The organism is Citrobacter sp. CK189, from assembly GCF_030333505.1.
Classification (GTDB): Bacteria; Pseudomonadota; Gammaproteobacteria; order Enterobacterales; family Enterobacteriaceae; genus Citrobacter_B; species Citrobacter_B koseri.
The window spans coordinates 233584-249167 of record NZ_JAOWFV010000032.1 but is presented as its reverse complement, the minus strand read 5'-3'; the positions used below and the strand labels follow the sequence as shown (position 1 = coordinate 249167).

The 15584-nt window shown below is 54.8% G+C and carries 18 protein-coding genes; 10 read left to right on the top strand and 8 right to left on the bottom strand.

What is annotated here, in order from left to right:
- The first annotated feature begins 1 nt into the window (after position 1).
- Together secF and yajD are read left to right on the top strand one after the other, a co-directional pair.
- Complete coding sequence (secF, locus tag OGV83_RS02665; protein ID WP_024130598.1) at positions 2-973, top strand: protein translocase subunit SecF; 972 nt, start codon at positions 2-4, stop codon at positions 971-973.
- A gap of 165 nt (positions 974-1138) precedes the next feature.
- The gene (yajD, locus tag OGV83_RS02660) at positions 1139-1486 is read left to right on the top strand and encodes an HNH nuclease YajD (protein WP_047458501.1); all 348 of its coding nucleotides are present in this window, start codon (positions 1139-1141) and stop codon (positions 1484-1486) included.
- A 76-nt stretch (positions 1487-1562) separates the two neighbouring features.
- On the opposite strand, the gene OGV83_RS02655 is transcribed toward yajD, so the two are convergent.
- Together OGV83_RS02655 and OGV83_RS02650 are read right to left on the bottom strand one after the other, a co-directional pair.
- Entirely contained in the window at positions 1563-2417 is an 855-nt protein-coding gene (locus tag OGV83_RS02655) for a nucleoside-specific channel-forming protein Tsx (RefSeq protein ID WP_012133569.1), read from the bottom strand.
- 299 nt (positions 2418-2716) lie between these two features.
- Positions 2717-3256, bottom strand: a complete 540-nt coding sequence (locus OGV83_RS02650; RefSeq protein WP_024130597.1) for a SadB/YajI family lipoprotein — start codon at positions 3254-3256, stop codon at positions 2717-2719.
- A gap of 152 nt (positions 3257-3408) precedes the next feature.
- Between OGV83_RS02650 and nrdR the strand changes: the two genes are divergently transcribed.
- From nrdR to pgpA, 6 genes are all read left to right on the top strand, one after another.
- Positions 3409-3858 carry a transcriptional regulator NrdR gene (nrdR, locus tag OGV83_RS02645; protein WP_012904816.1) on the top strand — a complete coding sequence of 150 codons (450 nt, stop codon included), beginning with the start codon at positions 3409-3411 and terminating at the stop codon, positions 3856-3858.
- Between the two features lie 3 nt (positions 3859-3861).
- Positions 3862-4965: a bifunctional diaminohydroxyphosphoribosylaminopyrimidine deaminase/5-amino-6-(5-phosphoribosylamino)uracil reductase RibD gene (gene ribD, locus OGV83_RS02640; RefSeq protein WP_199976764.1), complete on the top strand. Its 1104-nt coding sequence runs from the start codon at positions 3862-3864 to the stop codon at positions 4963-4965.
- Positions 4966-5050: 85 nt separating this feature from the next.
- Positions 5051-5521, top strand: a complete 471-nt coding sequence (gene ribH / locus OGV83_RS02635; protein WP_001021161.1) for a 6,7-dimethyl-8-ribityllumazine synthase — start codon at positions 5051-5053, stop codon at positions 5519-5521.
- 19 nt (positions 5522-5540) lie between these two features.
- Positions 5541-5960 (top strand): transcription antitermination factor NusB, encoded by a 420-nt coding sequence (nusB, locus tag OGV83_RS02630; RefSeq protein ID WP_000801129.1) that lies wholly within the window; start codon positions 5541-5543, stop codon positions 5958-5960.
- Between the two features lie 75 nt (positions 5961-6035).
- The gene (thiL, locus tag OGV83_RS02625) at positions 6036-7013 is read left to right on the top strand and encodes a thiamine-phosphate kinase (protein WP_058668696.1); all 978 of its coding nucleotides are present in this window, start codon (positions 6036-6038) and stop codon (positions 7011-7013) included.
- A complete protein-coding gene (pgpA, locus tag OGV83_RS02620; RefSeq protein ID WP_012133564.1) occupies positions 6991-7506 on the top strand; it encodes a phosphatidylglycerophosphatase A in 516 nt (171 codons plus the stop codon). The genes thiL and pgpA overlap by 23 nt, the downstream gene beginning before the upstream one ends.
- 94 nt (positions 7507-7600) lie before the next feature.
- Here the strand turns inward: pgpA and yajO are convergent, their stop codons facing one another.
- The 4 genes from yajO to xseB are packed head-to-tail and all read right to left on the bottom strand — an operon-like array spanning position 7601 to position 11669.
- The gene (gene yajO, locus OGV83_RS02615) at positions 7601-8575 is read right to left on the bottom strand and encodes a 1-deoxyxylulose-5-phosphate synthase YajO (RefSeq protein WP_024130596.1); all 975 of its coding nucleotides are present in this window, start codon (positions 8573-8575) and stop codon (positions 7601-7603) included.
- Positions 8576-8631: 56 nt separating this feature from the next.
- Entirely contained in the window at positions 8632-10494 is a 1863-nt protein-coding gene (gene dxs, locus OGV83_RS02610; protein WP_012133562.1) for a 1-deoxy-D-xylulose-5-phosphate synthase, read from the bottom strand.
- A 32-nt stretch (positions 10495-10526) separates the two neighbouring features.
- The gene (gene ispA / locus OGV83_RS02605) at positions 10527-11426 is read right to left on the bottom strand and encodes a (2E,6E)-farnesyl diphosphate synthase (protein ID WP_110494591.1); all 900 of its coding nucleotides are present in this window, start codon (positions 11424-11426) and stop codon (positions 10527-10529) included.
- Positions 11427-11669 carry an exodeoxyribonuclease VII small subunit gene (xseB, locus tag OGV83_RS02600; protein WP_012133560.1) on the bottom strand — a complete coding sequence of 81 codons (243 nt, stop codon included), beginning with the start codon at positions 11667-11669 and terminating at the stop codon, positions 11427-11429.
- Between the two features lie 195 nt (positions 11670-11864).
- Here xseB and thiI point away from each other — a divergent pair, with 195 nt between their 5' ends.
- A complete protein-coding gene (thiI, locus tag OGV83_RS02595) occupies positions 11865-13313 on the top strand; it encodes a tRNA uracil 4-sulfurtransferase ThiI (protein WP_049008398.1) in 1449 nt (482 codons plus the stop codon).
- A 105-nt stretch (positions 13314-13418) separates the two neighbouring features.
- Here thiI and yajL read toward each other — a convergent pair whose 3' ends face one another.
- Together yajL and panE are read right to left on the bottom strand one after the other, a co-directional pair.
- Entirely contained in the window at positions 13419-14009 is a 591-nt protein-coding gene (gene yajL, locus OGV83_RS02590; protein ID WP_012133558.1) for a protein deglycase YajL, read from the bottom strand.
- Complete coding sequence (gene panE, locus OGV83_RS02585; RefSeq protein ID WP_047458477.1) at positions 13972-14883, bottom strand: 2-dehydropantoate 2-reductase; 912 nt, start codon at positions 14881-14883, stop codon at positions 13972-13974. Before panE ends, yajL begins: the two co-directional genes overlap by 38 nt.
- A gap of 124 nt (positions 14884-15007) precedes the next feature.
- Between panE and OGV83_RS02580 the strand changes: the two genes are divergently transcribed.
- A complete protein-coding gene (locus tag OGV83_RS02580; protein ID WP_012133556.1) occupies positions 15008-15499 on the top strand; it encodes a YajQ family cyclic di-GMP-binding protein in 492 nt (163 codons plus the stop codon).
- The last annotated feature ends 85 nt before the right edge of the window (positions 15500-15584 follow it).

The following is a 15584-nucleotide window of genomic DNA, read 5'->3' as shown; positions in this document are numbered from 1 at the left end:
TGTGGCACAGGAATATACTGTTGAACAATTGAACCACGGCCGTAAAGTCTATGACTTTATGCGCTGGGACTACTGGGCTTTCGGCATCTCTGGTTTCCTGCTGATTGCGGCCATCGTGGTGATGGGCGTGCGCGGTTTTAACTGGGGTCTCGATTTTACCGGTGGTACGGTTATCGAAATCACGCTGGAAAAACCGGCCGAAATGGACGTGATGCGCGATGCGCTGGAAAAAGCGGGCTTTGCCGAGCCGCTGTTGCAGAACTTCGGTAGCAGCCACGACATTATGGTGCGTATGCCGCCGACGGAAGGTGAAGACGGCGGTCAGGTGCTGGGTAGCAAGGTGCTGAGCGTGATTAACGAAGCCACCAGCCAGAACGCCGCCGTGAAGCGTATTGAGTTTGTCGGGCCGAGCGTGGGCGCCGATCTGGCGCAAACCGGTGCGATGGCGCTGATTGTCGCGCTGATCTCTATCCTCATTTATGTCGGTTTCCGCTTTGAGTGGCGACTGGCTGCGGGGGTGGTTATCGCGCTGGCGCACGACGTGATTATCACCTTAGGGATTCTGTCGTTGTTCCATATTGAGATCGACCTGACGATCGTTGCATCGTTGATGTCGGTTATCGGTTACTCGCTGAACGACAGTATCGTGGTATCTGACCGTATTCGTGAAAACTTCCGCAAAATTCGTCGCGGGACGCCTTACGAAATCTTTAACGTGTCGTTGACCCAGACGCTGCACCGTACGTTGATCACCTCCGGGACGACGTTAGTGGTGATTCTGATGCTGTACCTCTTCGGTGGTCCGGTACTGGAAGGCTTCTCTCTGACCATGCTGATCGGTGTTTCTATCGGTACGGCATCGTCGATCTACGTGGCCTCGGCGCTGGCGCTGAAGCTGGGCATGAAGCGCGAGCATATGTTGCAGCAGAAAGTTGAGAAAGAAGGGGCGGATCAGCCGTCTATTCTGCCTTAATCACGCAGTCACGTTATTACTGGAATCCCGGTCGTATGGCCGGGATTTTTTTATCGCTAAAAAAGCCTGCGGTTAAGCGGGCTTCTGCATCCTTCACGGGCAATGGGGTACGCAGAGTGTTAAACTTGCTCATAACCCTACATTCAACGCAGATACAGAGTCACTATGGCGATTATCCCTAAAAACTATACGCGGCTGGAAAACGGCTATCGTGAAAAGGCGCTCAAATTATTTCCGTGGGTATGCGGGCGATGCTCTCGCGAATTTGTTTATTCTAACCTGCGCGAATTAACCGTCCATCATATCGATCACGACCACACCAATAACCCGGAAGACGGCAGTAACTGGGAGTTGCTGTGTCTGTACTGTCACGATCATGAGCATTCGAAATATACCGAAGCCGATCAGTATGGCTCAACCGTTATTGCCGGGGAGGATGCGCAGAAAGATGTCGGTGCTGCGATGCATAACCCTTTCGCTAATTTGAAAGCGATGATGGATCAGAAGAAATAAAAAAGCACCGGCGCGTTGCGCGTTCGGTGCTCTTTCTGTGCCCGGCGTTGTACTGGCCGGGCGGCAAATAAACAGCTTAGAAGTTGTAACCGACAACCAGGTAGCCACCCCAACCGGTAGCTTTAACCGTTTCGGATTGCCATACCGGCTGAGCGCCGTTTTCCCACTGTCCGCCGTTATGGAAGTAACGAGCCACCACAGAGTAGTGCCAGTGATCGTAGTTCAGCGCCAGGATGTGGCTGGATGCGATAGAGTTGCTGGTACGGTACTGAGAGTCGCCCAGATCGGAGCCCCAGTCAAAGTTAGTGAAACCGATGTAGCTCAGGTTACCGCCCCACAGCTCGGTGAGTGGCACAAAGTATTTCACTTTGAAACGGTAGCCGTCCCACTCGTTTTCGTTATCAGCCAGGTAGTTCTGCCACTGGTACTTCGCATAGACGTTCAGGGACAGGCTCATCGGCAGACCGGTTTCGATGTCAGTACCCAGACCCATGTACCAGGTGCTCTGACGGCCAGACTTGTTACGACCCATGTCATAGATGTAGTTGTTAGCGAAATACCACTCTTTGAACGGGCCAAAGCTCAGGTCGGCTCCGGTCAGTTTGTCGATAGAGAAACGCGGTTCAATTTCCATGAACAGCGGGGAACCGTGGTTCCAGATACCCTTCGCGTTGGTGTTACCGCCGAAGAATACCGGCGCATCCATATAGCCGTAGAAATCGAACCAGTCTTTTTTCGCGAATGCTTCATATTCCAGATAGGTATCGTTACGGAGCTGCGGTCCGAAACGGGTATGGTAGCTGCCTACGACGTTAACGCTCTGGTGCCACCAGTCTGAAAGGTATTGCGGTTTGTCATTTTCTGCTGCGTTAACAGTAAAGGACGATGAGAGCGCCAGCACTGCACCGGCTGCAAGTAATGTTTTTTTCATATTGTATGCCACTGTTGAAATCCCTTGAAGGGAATGAAAAAGGCGCAATTTGCGTTTCTAAATATTTCGTGTTTCTGCGGAGCCTATTATAGAAATCATTGCTCACAAAAATATGTCTTGTTTCACAGATCTATCATCTACGTAATCGATTGCGTTCACGTTTGCGTACTTTAAGCGCGGCGATTGTACTGACTTTCATGAATGTTGCCAACTTTTAGCAAAAATTGCGGTGATGTCAGGGGAGTAACAAAAAGCCGGGGAGGGATGTTGCGGAACGCACAAAACGCTCCGCCGGAGGTTTATTGATTAACAGGCTGGATATCGTGAACGCGGACAAAACCTAACTGGTCGGGCGTTAATCCATTTAATTGTAACGGGATGTCCACATCGCTCGGCGCCAGGATGCTGGCCGGGGCGTTAATCAGTTGATTCTGGACATTCACTTCCTGATAGTTATCCGTGGTGCCCTGAATCTGCCCGTATTCGACAGTACCGCTAAACGCCGGTAACGGATCGTTGGACTCACCCTGAATGCGCAGCGTCACGCGTGTGCCGTCGGCATTGGGCGCGATATTCACCAGGGACATACGCAGCGTACCGATCTGACTGTTCAGGCGGGCAGGCGTTTTTGAACCCGGCAGCAGATAGACCCCGCTGGTGGATTTCGCATTCAACATATTTTGCTGAGTAATCTTCACGGTTTCCTGGTTTAACTGCGCCATTTCCGTATTCAGCGTGCTGACGCTTTGGTTCATCTGGCGAACTTCGCTCTGCTGCGCGCAGGCGCTCAGGCTAAAGAGGCTTCCCACCAGGAGAATTCTTAGGTAACGTCTTGTCATGTAGATTATTTCCTTCATGGTCGCGATACCCTAATGGTAGATCGCAAAGGGGTGTAAGGTATCGATCCTTTGTCTCAAAAGTGCTCCGCCTTTGTTGTCGCGCCAGTTCAGGGTAAAATAGATTTCTGTTAACCACCTGGTCAGGACGCCGTATGCATTGCCCATTCTGTTTCGCCGTAGACACTAAGGTTATTGACTCTCGTCTCGTGGGTGAGGGCTCTTCCGTACGCCGCCGTCGGCAGTGTCTGGTCTGTAATGAACGTTTCACTACCTTTGAAGTGGCAGAGCTTGTTATGCCGCGCGTAGTGAAAAGTAACGATGTGCGTGAACCTTTCAACGAAGAGAAGTTGCGCAGCGGTATGCTAAGAGCGCTGGAAAAACGCCCTGTCAGCTCTGATGACGTCGAAATGGCGTTGAATCACATCAAATCACAGCTGCGAGCCACCGGGGAACGCGAAGTTCCCAGCAAAATGATTGGCAACCTGGTGATGGAGCAACTGAAAAAGCTCGATAAAGTGGCTTACATCCGCTTTGCCTCCGTCTATCGGAGTTTCGAAGACATCAAAGAATTCGGCGAAGAGATTGCTCGCCTACAGGATTAAGCCATGCTGGATGAGTTTTACATGGCGCGTGCGCTGAAGCTGGCGCAGCGCGGGCGTTTCACCACGCACCCGAACCCGAATGTAGGCTGTGTGATCGTCAAAGATGGCGAAATCGTTGGCGAAGGCTACCATCATCGCGCGGGTGAACCGCATGCTGAAGTCCATGCGCTGCGTATGGCGGGAGACAAAGCCAAAGGCGCGACCGCGTATGTCACGCTTGAACCGTGCAGCCATCATGGCCGTACGCCGCCGTGCTGCGATGCGTTGATTGCCGCTGGCGTGGCGCGGGTCGTTGCGGCGATGCAGGACCCCAATCCGCAGGTCGCGGGACGTGGGCTGTACCGTTTGCAGCAGGCGGGGATCGACGTCAGCCACGGGCTGATGATGAGCGAAACGGAACAGCTAAACAAAGGTTTCCTCAAGCGGATGCGCACCGGCTTCCCGTATGTGCAGCTCAAGCTCGGCGCATCGCTGGATGGCCGCACGGCGATGGCCAGCGGTGAAAGCCAGTGGATTACCTCCCCGCAGGCGCGGCGCGATGTGCAGCGTTTACGGGCGCAAAGCCATGCGATTCTGACCAGCAGCGCGACGGTGCTGGCCGACGACCCGGCGTTAACGGTTCGCTGGCCTGAACTGGATGCCTCAACCCAGACTCTCTATCCGCAGGAAAACCTGTGTCAGCCGATTCGCATTGTCCTCGACAGCCAAAACCGCGTGACGCCGGAGCACCGTATTGTACAGCAGCCGGGAGAAACCTGGTTTGCCCGTACACAGGACGATTCCCGCATCTGGCCTGAGACGGTTCGCAGCCTGCGGGTGCCGGAGCATAACGGTCATCTGGATCTGGTGGTGCTGATGATGCTGTTGGGTAAACAGCAGATTAACAGCATCTGGGTGGAGGCCGGGCCGGTGCTTGCGGGCGCGCTGTTGCAGGCGGGCGTGGTGGACGAGCTTATCGTCTATGTTGCGCCTAAACTGTTAGGAAGTGATGCGCGAGGATTATGTGTGCTGCCGGGGCTTGAGAAACTGAGCGAGGCACCCCATTTTAAATTCAACGAGATACGCCATGTAGGCCCGGATGTTTGCCTGCATTTGATTCCCGCGTAAAGGCTTCGAAATAGAGAAGCGGCGCGTCGAGTATTATGATAAAATCCGCCCCCCTGCGGGGCCATATCGAACCCGAAGGAAGAATATGAACATTATTGAAGCTAACGTTGCTACCCCGGACGCTCGCGTCGCCATCACCATTGCGCGTTTCAACAATTTTATCAATGACAGCCTGCTGGAAGGCGCGATTGACGCCCTGAAGCGTATTGGTCAGGTAAAAGATGAAAATATTACCGTGGTTTGGGTTCCTGGCGCGTATGAACTGCCGCTGGCGGCTGGCGCATTGGCAAAAACCGGTAAATATGACGCGGTGATTGCGCTGGGTACAGTGATTCGTGGCGGTACCGCGCACTTTGAATATGTGGCTGGCGGTGCAAGCAACGGCCTGGCGCATGTCGCCCAGGACAGCGAAATCCCGGTAGCCTTTGGTGTTCTGACCACTGAAAGTATTGAACAAGCCATCGAACGTGCTGGCACTAAAGCTGGCAACAAAGGTGCGGAAGCCGCACTGACCGCGCTTGAAATGATTAATGTATTGAAAGCCATCAAGGCCTGATTTTTGTAAGGGGAAATCCGTGAAACCTGCTGCTCGTCGCCGCGCTCGTGAGTGTGCCGTTCAGGCGCTCTACTCCTGGCAGTTGTCCCAGAACGACATCGCTGATGTTGAATACCAGTTCCTGGCGGAACAGGACGTAAAAGATGTCGACGTTCTGTATTTCCGTGAACTGCTGTCCGGGGTGGCGACTAACAGCGCGTACCTGGACGGATTGATGAAACCGTACCTGTCTCGTCTGCTGGAAGAGCTGGGTCAGGTAGAAAAAGCTGTGCTGCGTATTGCGCTGTTTGAACTGTCTAAACGTAGCGATGTGCCATATAAAGTGGCCATCAACGAAGCGATTGAACTGGCGAAGACCTTCGGCGCCGAAGACAGCCACAAGTTCGTCAACGGCGTACTGGACAAAGCAGCACCTGTGATTCGCCCCAACAAAAAGTAATCTCCAGGTCGGCTGGTGGCGGGATGTATTCCCGCTATCTCCGGCCTTTTCTTTTTTTCTGCTGAGGCATAACGTATGGCATGCGGCGAGTTCTCCCTGATTGCCCGTTATTTTGACCGTGTTAGAAGCTCTCGTCTCGACGTCGAAACCGGTATCGGTGACGATTGCGCTCTCCTGAATATTCCTGAAAAACAGACGCTGGCGATCAGTACCGATACGCTGGTGGCGGGCAACCATTTCCTGACTGATATCGATCCTGCCGATCTGGCCTGGAAAGCGCTGGCGGTTAACTTAAGCGATCTGGCGGCGATGGGGGCCGATCCGGCCTGGCTGACGCTGGCCCTGACGTTGCCGGACGTTGACGAAGCGTGGCTGGAAGCGTTTAGCGACAGCCTGTTTGACCAGCTGAATTACTACGATATGCAGCTGATTGGCGGCGACACCACGCGTGGGCCGCTGTCGATGACGCTGGGTATTCATGGCTATGTGCCCGTGGGACGCGCGCTCAAGCGTTCCGGGGCAAAACCTGGCGACAGGATTTACATCACCGGCACGCCGGGGGACAGCGCCGCTGGGCTGGCGATTTTACAGCATCGCTTACAGGTGGCGGATGCGAAAGACGCAGACTACTTGATTAAGCGGCACCTGCGCCCGACGCCGCGTATTTTGCAGGGGCAAGCTCTGCGCGACCTGGCGAATGCGGCGATCGATCTTTCCGATGGCCTGATTTCTGATTTGCGGCATATCGTTAACGCCAGCGGCTGTGGCGCGCGGGTGGATGTGGATGCGCTGCGGTATTCTGAGGCGGTTACCCGTCATGTTGATCCCGGGCAGGCGCTGCGCTGGGCGCTTTCCGGCGGTGAAGATTATGAATTATGCTTCACTGTACCGGAGTTGAACCGTGGCGCGCTGGATGTGGCGCTGGGGAATCTTGGCGTACCGTTTACCTGCATCGGACAAATGAGTGCGGATGTGGAAGGCATCAGCTTCATGCGTGACGGAAAGCCTGTCACTTTTGACTGGAAAGGATATGACCATTTTGCCACGCCATAAAGATGTTGCCAAAAGTCGGCTGAGCCTGCGTAATCCGTGGCACTTGCTGGCTACCGGGTTTGGCAGCGGCCTCAGCCCGATTATTCCGGGAACAATGGGGTCGTTAGCGGCGATCCCATTCTGGTATCTGATGACATTTCTGCCCTGGCAGCTCTACTCGCTGGTGGTGATGTTGGGGATCTGTATTGGCGTTTATCTTTGCCACCGAACGGCGAAGGATATGGGTGTTCACGATCACGGCAGTATTGTCTGGGATGAGTTTATCGGGATGTGGATCACCCTGATGGCGCTCCCTACGATGGACTGGCAGTGGGTTGCCGCCGGATTTGTGATTTTCCGTATTCTGGATATGTGGAAACCCTGGCCGATTCGCTGGTTCGACCGTAACGTACACGGTGGAATGGGGATAATGGTTGACGATATCGTCGCAGGGGTTATTTCCGCCGGTCTGCTTTATTTCATCGGGCACCATTGGCCCATCGGGTTGTTTTAAACCTGTAGGCCCGATAAGCGTAGCGCCATCGAGCGTGGTATGGCCGGATGGCGACATACATGCCTTATCCGGCCTACATGCTCATCGGGCAATATTATTTAAATCCGACCACCGGGTGCTGTTTATATGGCGTTTCCAGCTCGGCAATCTGCTCTGGCTTCAACGTCAAATCCACCGCGCCGAGCAACTCATCCAGCTGTTCTTCCCGTGATGTACCGATAATCGGCGCAGCGATGCCTGGTTTACTCAATAGCCATGCCAGCGCCACCTGCGCACGCGTTGCGCCAAGATCCTCACTGACGCCCGTCAGACGCTCTGCAATCCGTGCGTCATTCTCATCGCTCTCGCTGTACAGCGTCTTGCCGAACTCATCGGATACCGAACGCGCGGTGGTTTCTCCCCACGGGCGCGTCAGTCGTCCTCGTGCCAGCGGGCTCCACGGAATCACCGCGATCCCTTCGTGATAGCACAGCGGCAGCATTTCGCGCTCTTCTTCGCGATAGATGAGATTGTAATGATCCTGCATACTGACAAACTGCGCCCAGCCGTGCTGTTTTTGCAGCGCCAGCGCCTGGGCAAACTGCGCGGCGTGCATGGAGGAGGCGCCGATATAGCGCGCCTTACCGGCCTTCACCACATCATTCAGCGCTTCCAGCGTCTCTTCTATCGGCGTGTTGTAATCCCAGCGGTGAATTTGCAGGATATCCACATAGTCCATACCCAGACGTTTCAGGCTGTCATCAATGGAACGCAGGATTTGCGCGCGGGATAATCCTTCTGGCAGGTCGCCGACGCGATGAAAAACTTTGGTGGCGACCACCACTTCTTCGCGGCGGGCGAAATCACGCAGCGCGCGACCCACAATCTCTTCGCTGCTGCCTGCGGAATAGCTATTGGCGGTATCAAAAAAGTTAATACCGCCTTCAAGCGCGCGCTTAATGATGGGGCGGCTGCTTTCTTCCGGTAGCGTCCAGGCGTGATTGCCGCGATCCGGTTCACCGAACGTCATGCAGCCCAGACAAAGGCGAGAAACCCGTAGATCTGTTTTTCCTAAGGTGTTGTATTGCATTGTTCCGCTCCTGTTATACCCGTTATTGATTAAGCATAGCAGGAGCGGGGAGGGGATTATGCCAGCCAGTCCTTGATTTTGGCCTCAATTCCGGCGGCATCCAGACCGAGTTCCGCGCGGGCCTCGTCCTGTGTACCCTGCGGGATAAAGAAGTCCGGCAGGCCGATATTCAGTACCGGAACGACTTTACGATGCGCCATCAGCACTTCGTTAACGCCGCTGCCTGCGCCGCCCATAATGGCGTTCTCTTCAAGCGTGATCAGCACTTCGTGACGTTCAGCCATCTCCAGAATCAACGTTTCATCCAGCGGTTTCACAAAGCGCATGTCGACTAAGGTCGCGTTCAGGGACTCGGCGACTTTTGCCGCTTCCGGCAGTAGCGTACCAAAGTTCAGAATTGCCAGTTTTTCACCCTGACGTTTGACGAGTCCTTTGCCGATCGGCAGTTTTTCCAGCGGCGTCAGTTCCACGCCAACGGCGTTGCCACGCGGATAACGCACTGCCGTTGGGCCATCATTATAGTGATAGCCGGTGTACAGCATCTGGCGGCACTCGTTTTCATCGCCCGGCGTCATAATGACCATTTCCGGGATGCAGCGCAGGTAAGAGAGATCAAACGCTCCCTGGTGCGTCTGCCCGTCAGCGCCGACGATACCGGCGCGGTCGATAGCAAACATCACCGGCAGTTTTTGGATCGCGACGTCATGCAGCACCTGATCGTAGGCGCGTTGCAGGAAGGTGGAGTAGATCGCCACGATCGGCTTATAACCACCGATCGCCAGACCGGCGGCAAAGGTCACTGCATGCTGCTCGGCAATCGCCACGTCAAAGTAGCGGTCGGGGAATTTACGTGAGAACTCCACCATGCCGGAACCTTCGCGCATTGCCGGGGTGATCGCCATCAGCTTGCTGTCTTTGGCGGCGGTTTCGCACAGCCAGTCGCCAAAGATCTTTGAATAGCTCGGCAGGCCGCCGCTGCTTTTTGGCAGGCAGCCGCTGGACGGATCGAATTTTGGCACCGCGTGGAAGGTGATCGGATCTTTTTCCGCCGGTTCATAGCCACGACCTTTTTTGGTCATGATATGCAGGAACTGCGGGCCTTTCAGATCGCGCATGTTCTTCAGCGTGGTAATCAGCCCCAGCACGTCGTGACCATCGACCGGGCCGATATAGTTAAAGCCCAGCTCTTCAAACAGCGTGCCTGGCACGACCATGCCTTTGATATGTTCTTCGGTGCGTTTGAGCAGCTCTTTGATAGGCGGCACGCCGGAGAACACTTTCTTCCCGCCTTCACGCAGGGACGAGTAGAGCTTGCCGGAAAGCAGCTGCGCCAGGTGGTTGTTCAGCGCGCCGACGTTTTCCGAGATCGACATTTCGTTGTCGTTGAGAATGACCAGCATGTCCGGCTTGATATCGCCCGCGTGGTTCATCGCTTCAAACGCCATCCCGGCGGTGATCGCCCCGTCGCCAATGACGCAAACGGTGCGGCGGTCTTTGCCTTCTTTTTCTGCGGCGACCGCAATGCCAATGCCTGCGCTAATGGAGGTAGAGGAGTGGCCGACGCTCAGTACGTCGTATTCGCTTTCACCGCGCCACGGGAAGGGGTGCAAACCGCCTTTCTGGCGAATGGTGCCTATTTTATCCCGACGCCCGGTGAGAATTTTGTGCGGATAAGCCTGATGCCCAACGTCCCAGATTAACTGGTCAAACGGAGTGTTATAGACATAGTGCAGCGCCACGGTGAGCTCCACCGTGCCCAGCCCGGAGGCGAAATGTCCGCTGGAACGACTGACGCTGTCGAGTAAATAGCGGCGCAGTTCGTCGCAGAGTTTCGGCAGACTCTCTTTTGGTAGCAGGCGTAACTCCGAAGTGGAGTCGACCAGTGCCAGGGTCGGGTATTTGGCTATATCAAAACTCATCAGAGGCCTATTAAGTAAGACTTGTTGTTTGTTTATTTATCACGCTGGATTATGTAGTCCGCTAGCGCTTCCAGTGCCGAGGTATCGAGTGAGAGGTCTGCCAGCTGCGTTAACGACTGGCGGGCGTCTTCGATCAGATCCCGGGCTTTATTCCGGGCTTGCTCAAGGCCCAGAAGTGCAGGGTAGGTACTTTTGCCAAGTTGCTGGTCAGCACCCTGACGTTTACCCAACGTTGCAGTATCGCCCACCACATCCAGAATGTCATCCTGGACCTGGAAGGCAAGGCCGATACTTTCTGCGTACTTATCGAGTATCGGCAAGGCGTTTCGTCCGTTTTCTCCGGCACTTAGCGCGCCAAGACGAACCGCAGCGCGAATCAGCGCGCCCGTTTTATGACGATGGATACGCTCCAGCGCCTCCAGCGGCACCTGTTTCCCTTCGGCATCAAGATCCAACGCCTGGCCACCGCACATTCCGGCGATGCCGCTGGCGTTCGCCAGTTCAGAAATCATAGCAATGCGGTCGCGGTCGGCCACTTCCGGCATCGGGGCATCGCTGATGATAGAAAACGCCAGCGTTTGCAGGGCATCTCCGGCCAGAATGGCATTCGCTTCGCCAAATTTGACGTGGCAGGTCGGCAGACCGCGACGCAGGTCGTCGTCGTCCATCGCGGGTAAATCGTCATGAATCAACGAATAAGCGTGAATGCACTCAACGGCGGCTGCCGGGGCATCCAGCGTGGGCAGGCTTACGCCAAACATCCTGCCCGTTGCGTAAACCAGGAACGGGCGCAGACGTTTACCGCCTAATAATGCGCCATACTGCATGGTTTCGACCACGGGAGTGTTCTGAAAGGGCAGTGGTGCGATAAAACGGCTCAGCGCCTGGTTGGCCTGCTCGACGCAGGCCTGTAGCTGCTGCGAAAAATCCATTTACTCATTATCCGGTGTAAAAGGCTCAGGAGATGCATCTTCATTGTCAGACAGCAGAATCTGCACACGCTGTTCGGCCTGTTGCAACTTTGCCTGCCCCTGACGCGCCAGCTGCACGCCACGTTCAAATTCGTTCAGCGCCTCTTCCAGCGGCAGGTCGCCGCTTTCCAGACGGGTAACAATCTGTTCCAGCTCGCTCAGCGCTGTTTCAAAGCTGGCGGGCGCCTCATTTTTCTTCGGCATAATGAATATCTGACTCTCAATATTTTCAGCTCTGATATGGTAACGGACTCAGAGCAATTATCAAATAACGCGCAATGTGCACAGGACGACCATGATGGTGGTATACTTCCGCGCCTGGATGCAGCTTCATGTATGGGCTGCTGTACTCTTTTCTCCACGACAAGCCTTGATGCTTGCTTAAGAACCATTGCCGCCATGAAGTTTATCATTAAATTGTTCCCGGAAATCACTATCAAAAGCCAATCTGTGCGTTTGCGCTTTATAAAAATTCTGACCGGGAACATCCGTAACGTGTTAAAGCACTACGATGAGACCCTCGCCGTTGTTCGCCACTGGGATAACATTGAAGTTCGCGCCAAAGATGAAAATCAACGCCTGGCGATTCGCGACGCGCTGACCCGTATTCCGGGCATCCACCATATTCTCGAAGTCGAAGATGTGCCGTTCACTGATATGCACGATATCTTTGAGAAAGCGCTGGTGCAGTATCGCGATCGGCTTGAGGGCAAAACCTTCTGTGTGCGCGTTAAACGTCGTGGTAAGCATGAGTTTAGCTCCATTGAGGTGGAACGTTACGTTGGCGGCGGTTTAAATCAGCATATTGAATCGGCGCGCGTGAAGCTGACAAACCCGGATGTGACGGTACACCTGGAAGTGGAAGACGATCGTCTGCTGCTGATTAAAGGGCGTTACGAAGGTATCGGCGGTTTCCCGATCGGCACCCAGGAAGATGTCCTGTCGCTGATCTCCGGCGGTTTTGACTCCGGCGTTTCCAGCTATATGCTGATGCGTCGCGGTTGCCGCGTACACTACTGCTTCTTTAACCTTGGCGGCGCGGCGCATGAAATCGGCGTTCGCCAGGTGGCGCATTACCTGTGGAACCGCTTTGGCAGTTCGCATCGCGTGCGTTTTGTCGCCATCAACTTTGAACCGGTGGTCGGCGAGATCCTCGAAAAAGTCGATGACGGTCAGATGGGCGTGGTGCTGAAGCGCATGATGGTGCGCGCGGCGTCGAAAGTGGCGGAGCGCTACGGCGTACAGGCGCTGGTGACGGGTGAAGCGCTGGGGCAGGTTTCCAGCCAGACGCTGACTAACCTGCGTCTTATCGACAACGTTTCCGATACGCTGATCCTGCGCCCGCTGATCTCTTACGACAAAGAGCACATCATCAACCTGGCGCGCCAGATTGGTACGGAAGATTTTGCCCGCACGATGCCGGAATACTGCGGCGTTATCTCGAAAAGCCCGACGGTGAAAGCGATCAAGGCGAAGATTGAAGCGGAAGAAGAGCACTTCGACTTTAGCATTCTCGATAAAGTGGTTGAGGAAGCGAGCAATGTCGATATTCGCGAAATCGCCCAGCAGACCGGGCAGGACGTGGTGGAAGTGGAAACCGTCAGCGGTTTTGGCCCGAACGACGTGATACTGGATATTCGCTCCGTTGATGAGCAGGATGACAAACCGCTGAAAATCGAAGGCGTGGATGTGGTTTCTCTGCCGTTTTACAAGCTGAGCACGAAGTTTGGCGATCTCGACCAGAGCAAAACCTGGCTGCTGTGGTGTGAGCGCGGCGTGATGAGCCGTTTGCAGGCGCTCTATCTGCGTGAGCAGGGCTTCCAGAATGTGAAGGTGTATCGTCCGTAATTGTTAGCATGATTGCAGGCCTGATATGCATCGCGCTATCAGGCGCAACGTATTGCCGGATGACGGCGTAACCGCCTTATCCGGCCTACGCACCGCCATCCGGCGCTATTCGTAGTAATTATAAATTCCCGCCGCCATCACCAGCTGTGACGCCACTTCATGGGCTTTTTCACGGCCAACCAGCAGATCGATAATTTTCAGTCCGAAGTCAATCGACGTCCCTGGCGCCTGGCTGGTCAGCAGCTTCACGCGCGGGTCCCACACCACACGTTTATCCTGCCACTGTTCGGCGGGAATGTTGTCTTTCAACGCCGGGAAGCCGGTCATATTGCCGATGGGAAAGATATCGTGCGGAACGAGAACCGTGGCGGCCGCTGCGCAAATCGCGGCGACAATACGCCCGGAACGGTGGAACTGCTTAACGGTTTCGACCAGCAACGGGCTGTCGCGAAAACACTCCGCGCCCTTAATGCCGCCAGGCAATACAATGATGTCGTAATCGCCGTCGGCCACCTCGACCAGCGGCGCATCCGCCAGCAGTTTTACGCCACGCGAACAGACAATGGTGAGATTTCCGTCGCTGGCGACGCTCGCGGTCGTGACCTGAATACCACCACGAACCAGCAGATCGATAGTGGTGACCGCTTCGGTCTCTTCACTACCAGGGGCGAGGCATACCAGTGCCGATGCGCTCATACTCACTCTCCTTTCGCTTTACCATTTCAAACAGACGGGCATTTTCCGGGACGGCGATGCCATGCGCGCGGGCGCGTTTTAACAAATAACCCGTAATATAGTCGATCTCGGTATGACGCAGGGCACGCATGTCCTGCAACATAGACGAGATATTTTCTGCCGTACTCTCAATCACTTGATCGACATAATAACGTAAATCGTCCGCCGACGTATGGTGTCCTTCGCGCTCGATAACCGCAGCGACCTCCTGACATATCGCCATTACCGCTTCCGGGTGGTGGCGTAATTCGCCGTTGGGGCAGTCCCATAGCGCGGTAAGGGGATTAATCACACAGTTTACCGCCAGTTTGCGCCACATCTCTGCGCGAATGTTGTTGTGCCAGGCGACGTCAGGCAGCACGCCCTGCAAAATATCGGCCAGATAGCTGTAGTCCCCGTCCTGCTCACGCGCCGGGCCAATATGGGTAGTGCCGTTGGCGACATGAATGATGACATTCCCGTCGCGTCTGGCGGCATGCGTCGTGGTGCCCATCAGTAACGGCTGCGGGATGTTTTGCAACTCTTCGATTGTGCCCATCCCGTTGTGAATCAGCAGGATCGGCGTGGTTTCAGGCAGAGTGGCGACCAGACCTCTTACGGCATCGTAGACCTGCCAGGCTTTCAGCGTGACCAGCAGCAGATCGCTGTTGGCCAGAAAATCAGGATCGTTCGCCGTCAGGGATTCGTTAAATATTGAACCGTCCGTCTCTATCAGATTCACGCTGCAATAGGGTTGCGGTACGCGCAGCCAACCCTGTACTTCATGTCCATGTTTGCACAGCGCTGTAAGCCAAAGTTGCCCTAAGGCTCCGCATCCCAGTACGGTAATTTTCATTGTTCCTCCTCACCTGCAACAGCGCCAGGTGTTATGGCCTAAGTATAGCGCCATCAGCTAAGCTTCTCGTTATGTCTCGTTACGGGTATTATGCTTCGCATCAAAAACGAAGGGAGAGGAAAAGATGCCATCTTTCGATATTGTCTCTGAAGTCGATCTTCAGGAAGCGCGTAACGCAGTAGATAATGCGACTCGCGAAGTCGAATCACGCTTTGATTTTCGTGGCGTTGAGGCCACGTTTGAATTAAACGACGCGAACAAAACCATCAAAGTACTGAGCGAATCGGATTTCCAGGTGAATCAGCTGCTGGATATTCTGCGCGCGAAGCTGCTCAAGCGCGGCATTGAAGGCAGTTCGCTGGATGTGCCGGAAGCGTTCGTCCACAGCGGTAAAACCTGGTTTGTGGAAGCGAAGCTGAAGCAGGGCATTGAAAGCGCGGTTCAGAAGAAGATCGTGAAGCTGATTAAAGACAGCAAGCTGAAAGTGCAGGCGCAAATTCAGGGGGAAGAGATCCGTGTGACCGGAAAATCCCGTGACGATCTGCAATCCGTCATGGCGCTGGTGCGCGGCGGGGATTTGGGACAGCCGTTCCAGTTCAAAAACTTCCGCGATTAAGTTGTGATGCCTGATGGCGCTGCGCTTATCCGGCCTACGGACAATGCGGTCTTGTAGGCCGGATAAGGCGCAGCCGCCATCCAGC

Coding starts and splice junctions, on each gene's coding strand:
- yajD (WP_047458501.1), top strand. CDS start 1,139: ATGGCGATTATCCCTAAAAACTATACGCGGCTGGAAAACGGCTATCGT.
- OGV83_RS02655 (WP_012133569.1), bottom strand. CDS start 2,417: ATGAAAAAAACATTACTTGCAGCCGGTGCAGTGCTGGCGCTCTCATCG.
- OGV83_RS02650 (WP_024130597.1), bottom strand. CDS start 3,256: ATGACAAGACGTTACCTAAGAATTCTCCTGGTGGGAAGCCTCTTTAGC.
- nrdR (WP_012904816.1), top strand. CDS start 3,409: ATGCATTGCCCATTCTGTTTCGCCGTAGACACTAAGGTTATTGACTCT.
- ribD (WP_199976764.1), top strand. CDS start 3,862: ATGCTGGATGAGTTTTACATGGCGCGTGCGCTGAAGCTGGCGCAGCGC.
- ribH (WP_001021161.1), top strand. CDS start 5,051: ATGAACATTATTGAAGCTAACGTTGCTACCCCGGACGCTCGCGTCGCC.
- thiL (WP_058668696.1), top strand. CDS start 6,036: ATGGCATGCGGCGAGTTCTCCCTGATTGCCCGTTATTTTGACCGTGTT.
- pgpA (WP_012133564.1), top strand. CDS start 6,991: ATGACCATTTTGCCACGCCATAAAGATGTTGCCAAAAGTCGGCTGAGC.
- yajO (WP_024130596.1), bottom strand. CDS start 8,575: ATGCAATACAACACCTTAGGAAAAACAGATCTACGGGTTTCTCGCCTT.
- dxs (WP_012133562.1), bottom strand. CDS start 10,494: ATGAGTTTTGATATAGCCAAATACCCGACCCTGGCACTGGTCGACTCC.
- ispA (WP_110494591.1), bottom strand. CDS start 11,426: ATGGATTTTTCGCAGCAGCTACAGGCCTGCGTCGAGCAGGCCAACCAG.
- xseB (WP_012133560.1), bottom strand. CDS start 11,669: ATGCCGAAGAAAAATGAGGCGCCCGCCAGCTTTGAAACAGCGCTGAGC.
- thiI (WP_049008398.1), top strand. CDS start 11,865: ATGAAGTTTATCATTAAATTGTTCCCGGAAATCACTATCAAAAGCCAA.
- yajL (WP_012133558.1), bottom strand. CDS start 14,009: ATGAGCGCATCGGCACTGGTATGCCTCGCCCCTGGTAGTGAAGAGACC.
- panE (WP_047458477.1), bottom strand. CDS start 14,883: ATGAAAATTACCGTACTGGGATGCGGAGCCTTAGGGCAACTTTGGCTT.
- OGV83_RS02580 (WP_012133556.1), top strand. CDS start 15,008: ATGCCATCTTTCGATATTGTCTCTGAAGTCGATCTTCAGGAAGCGCGT.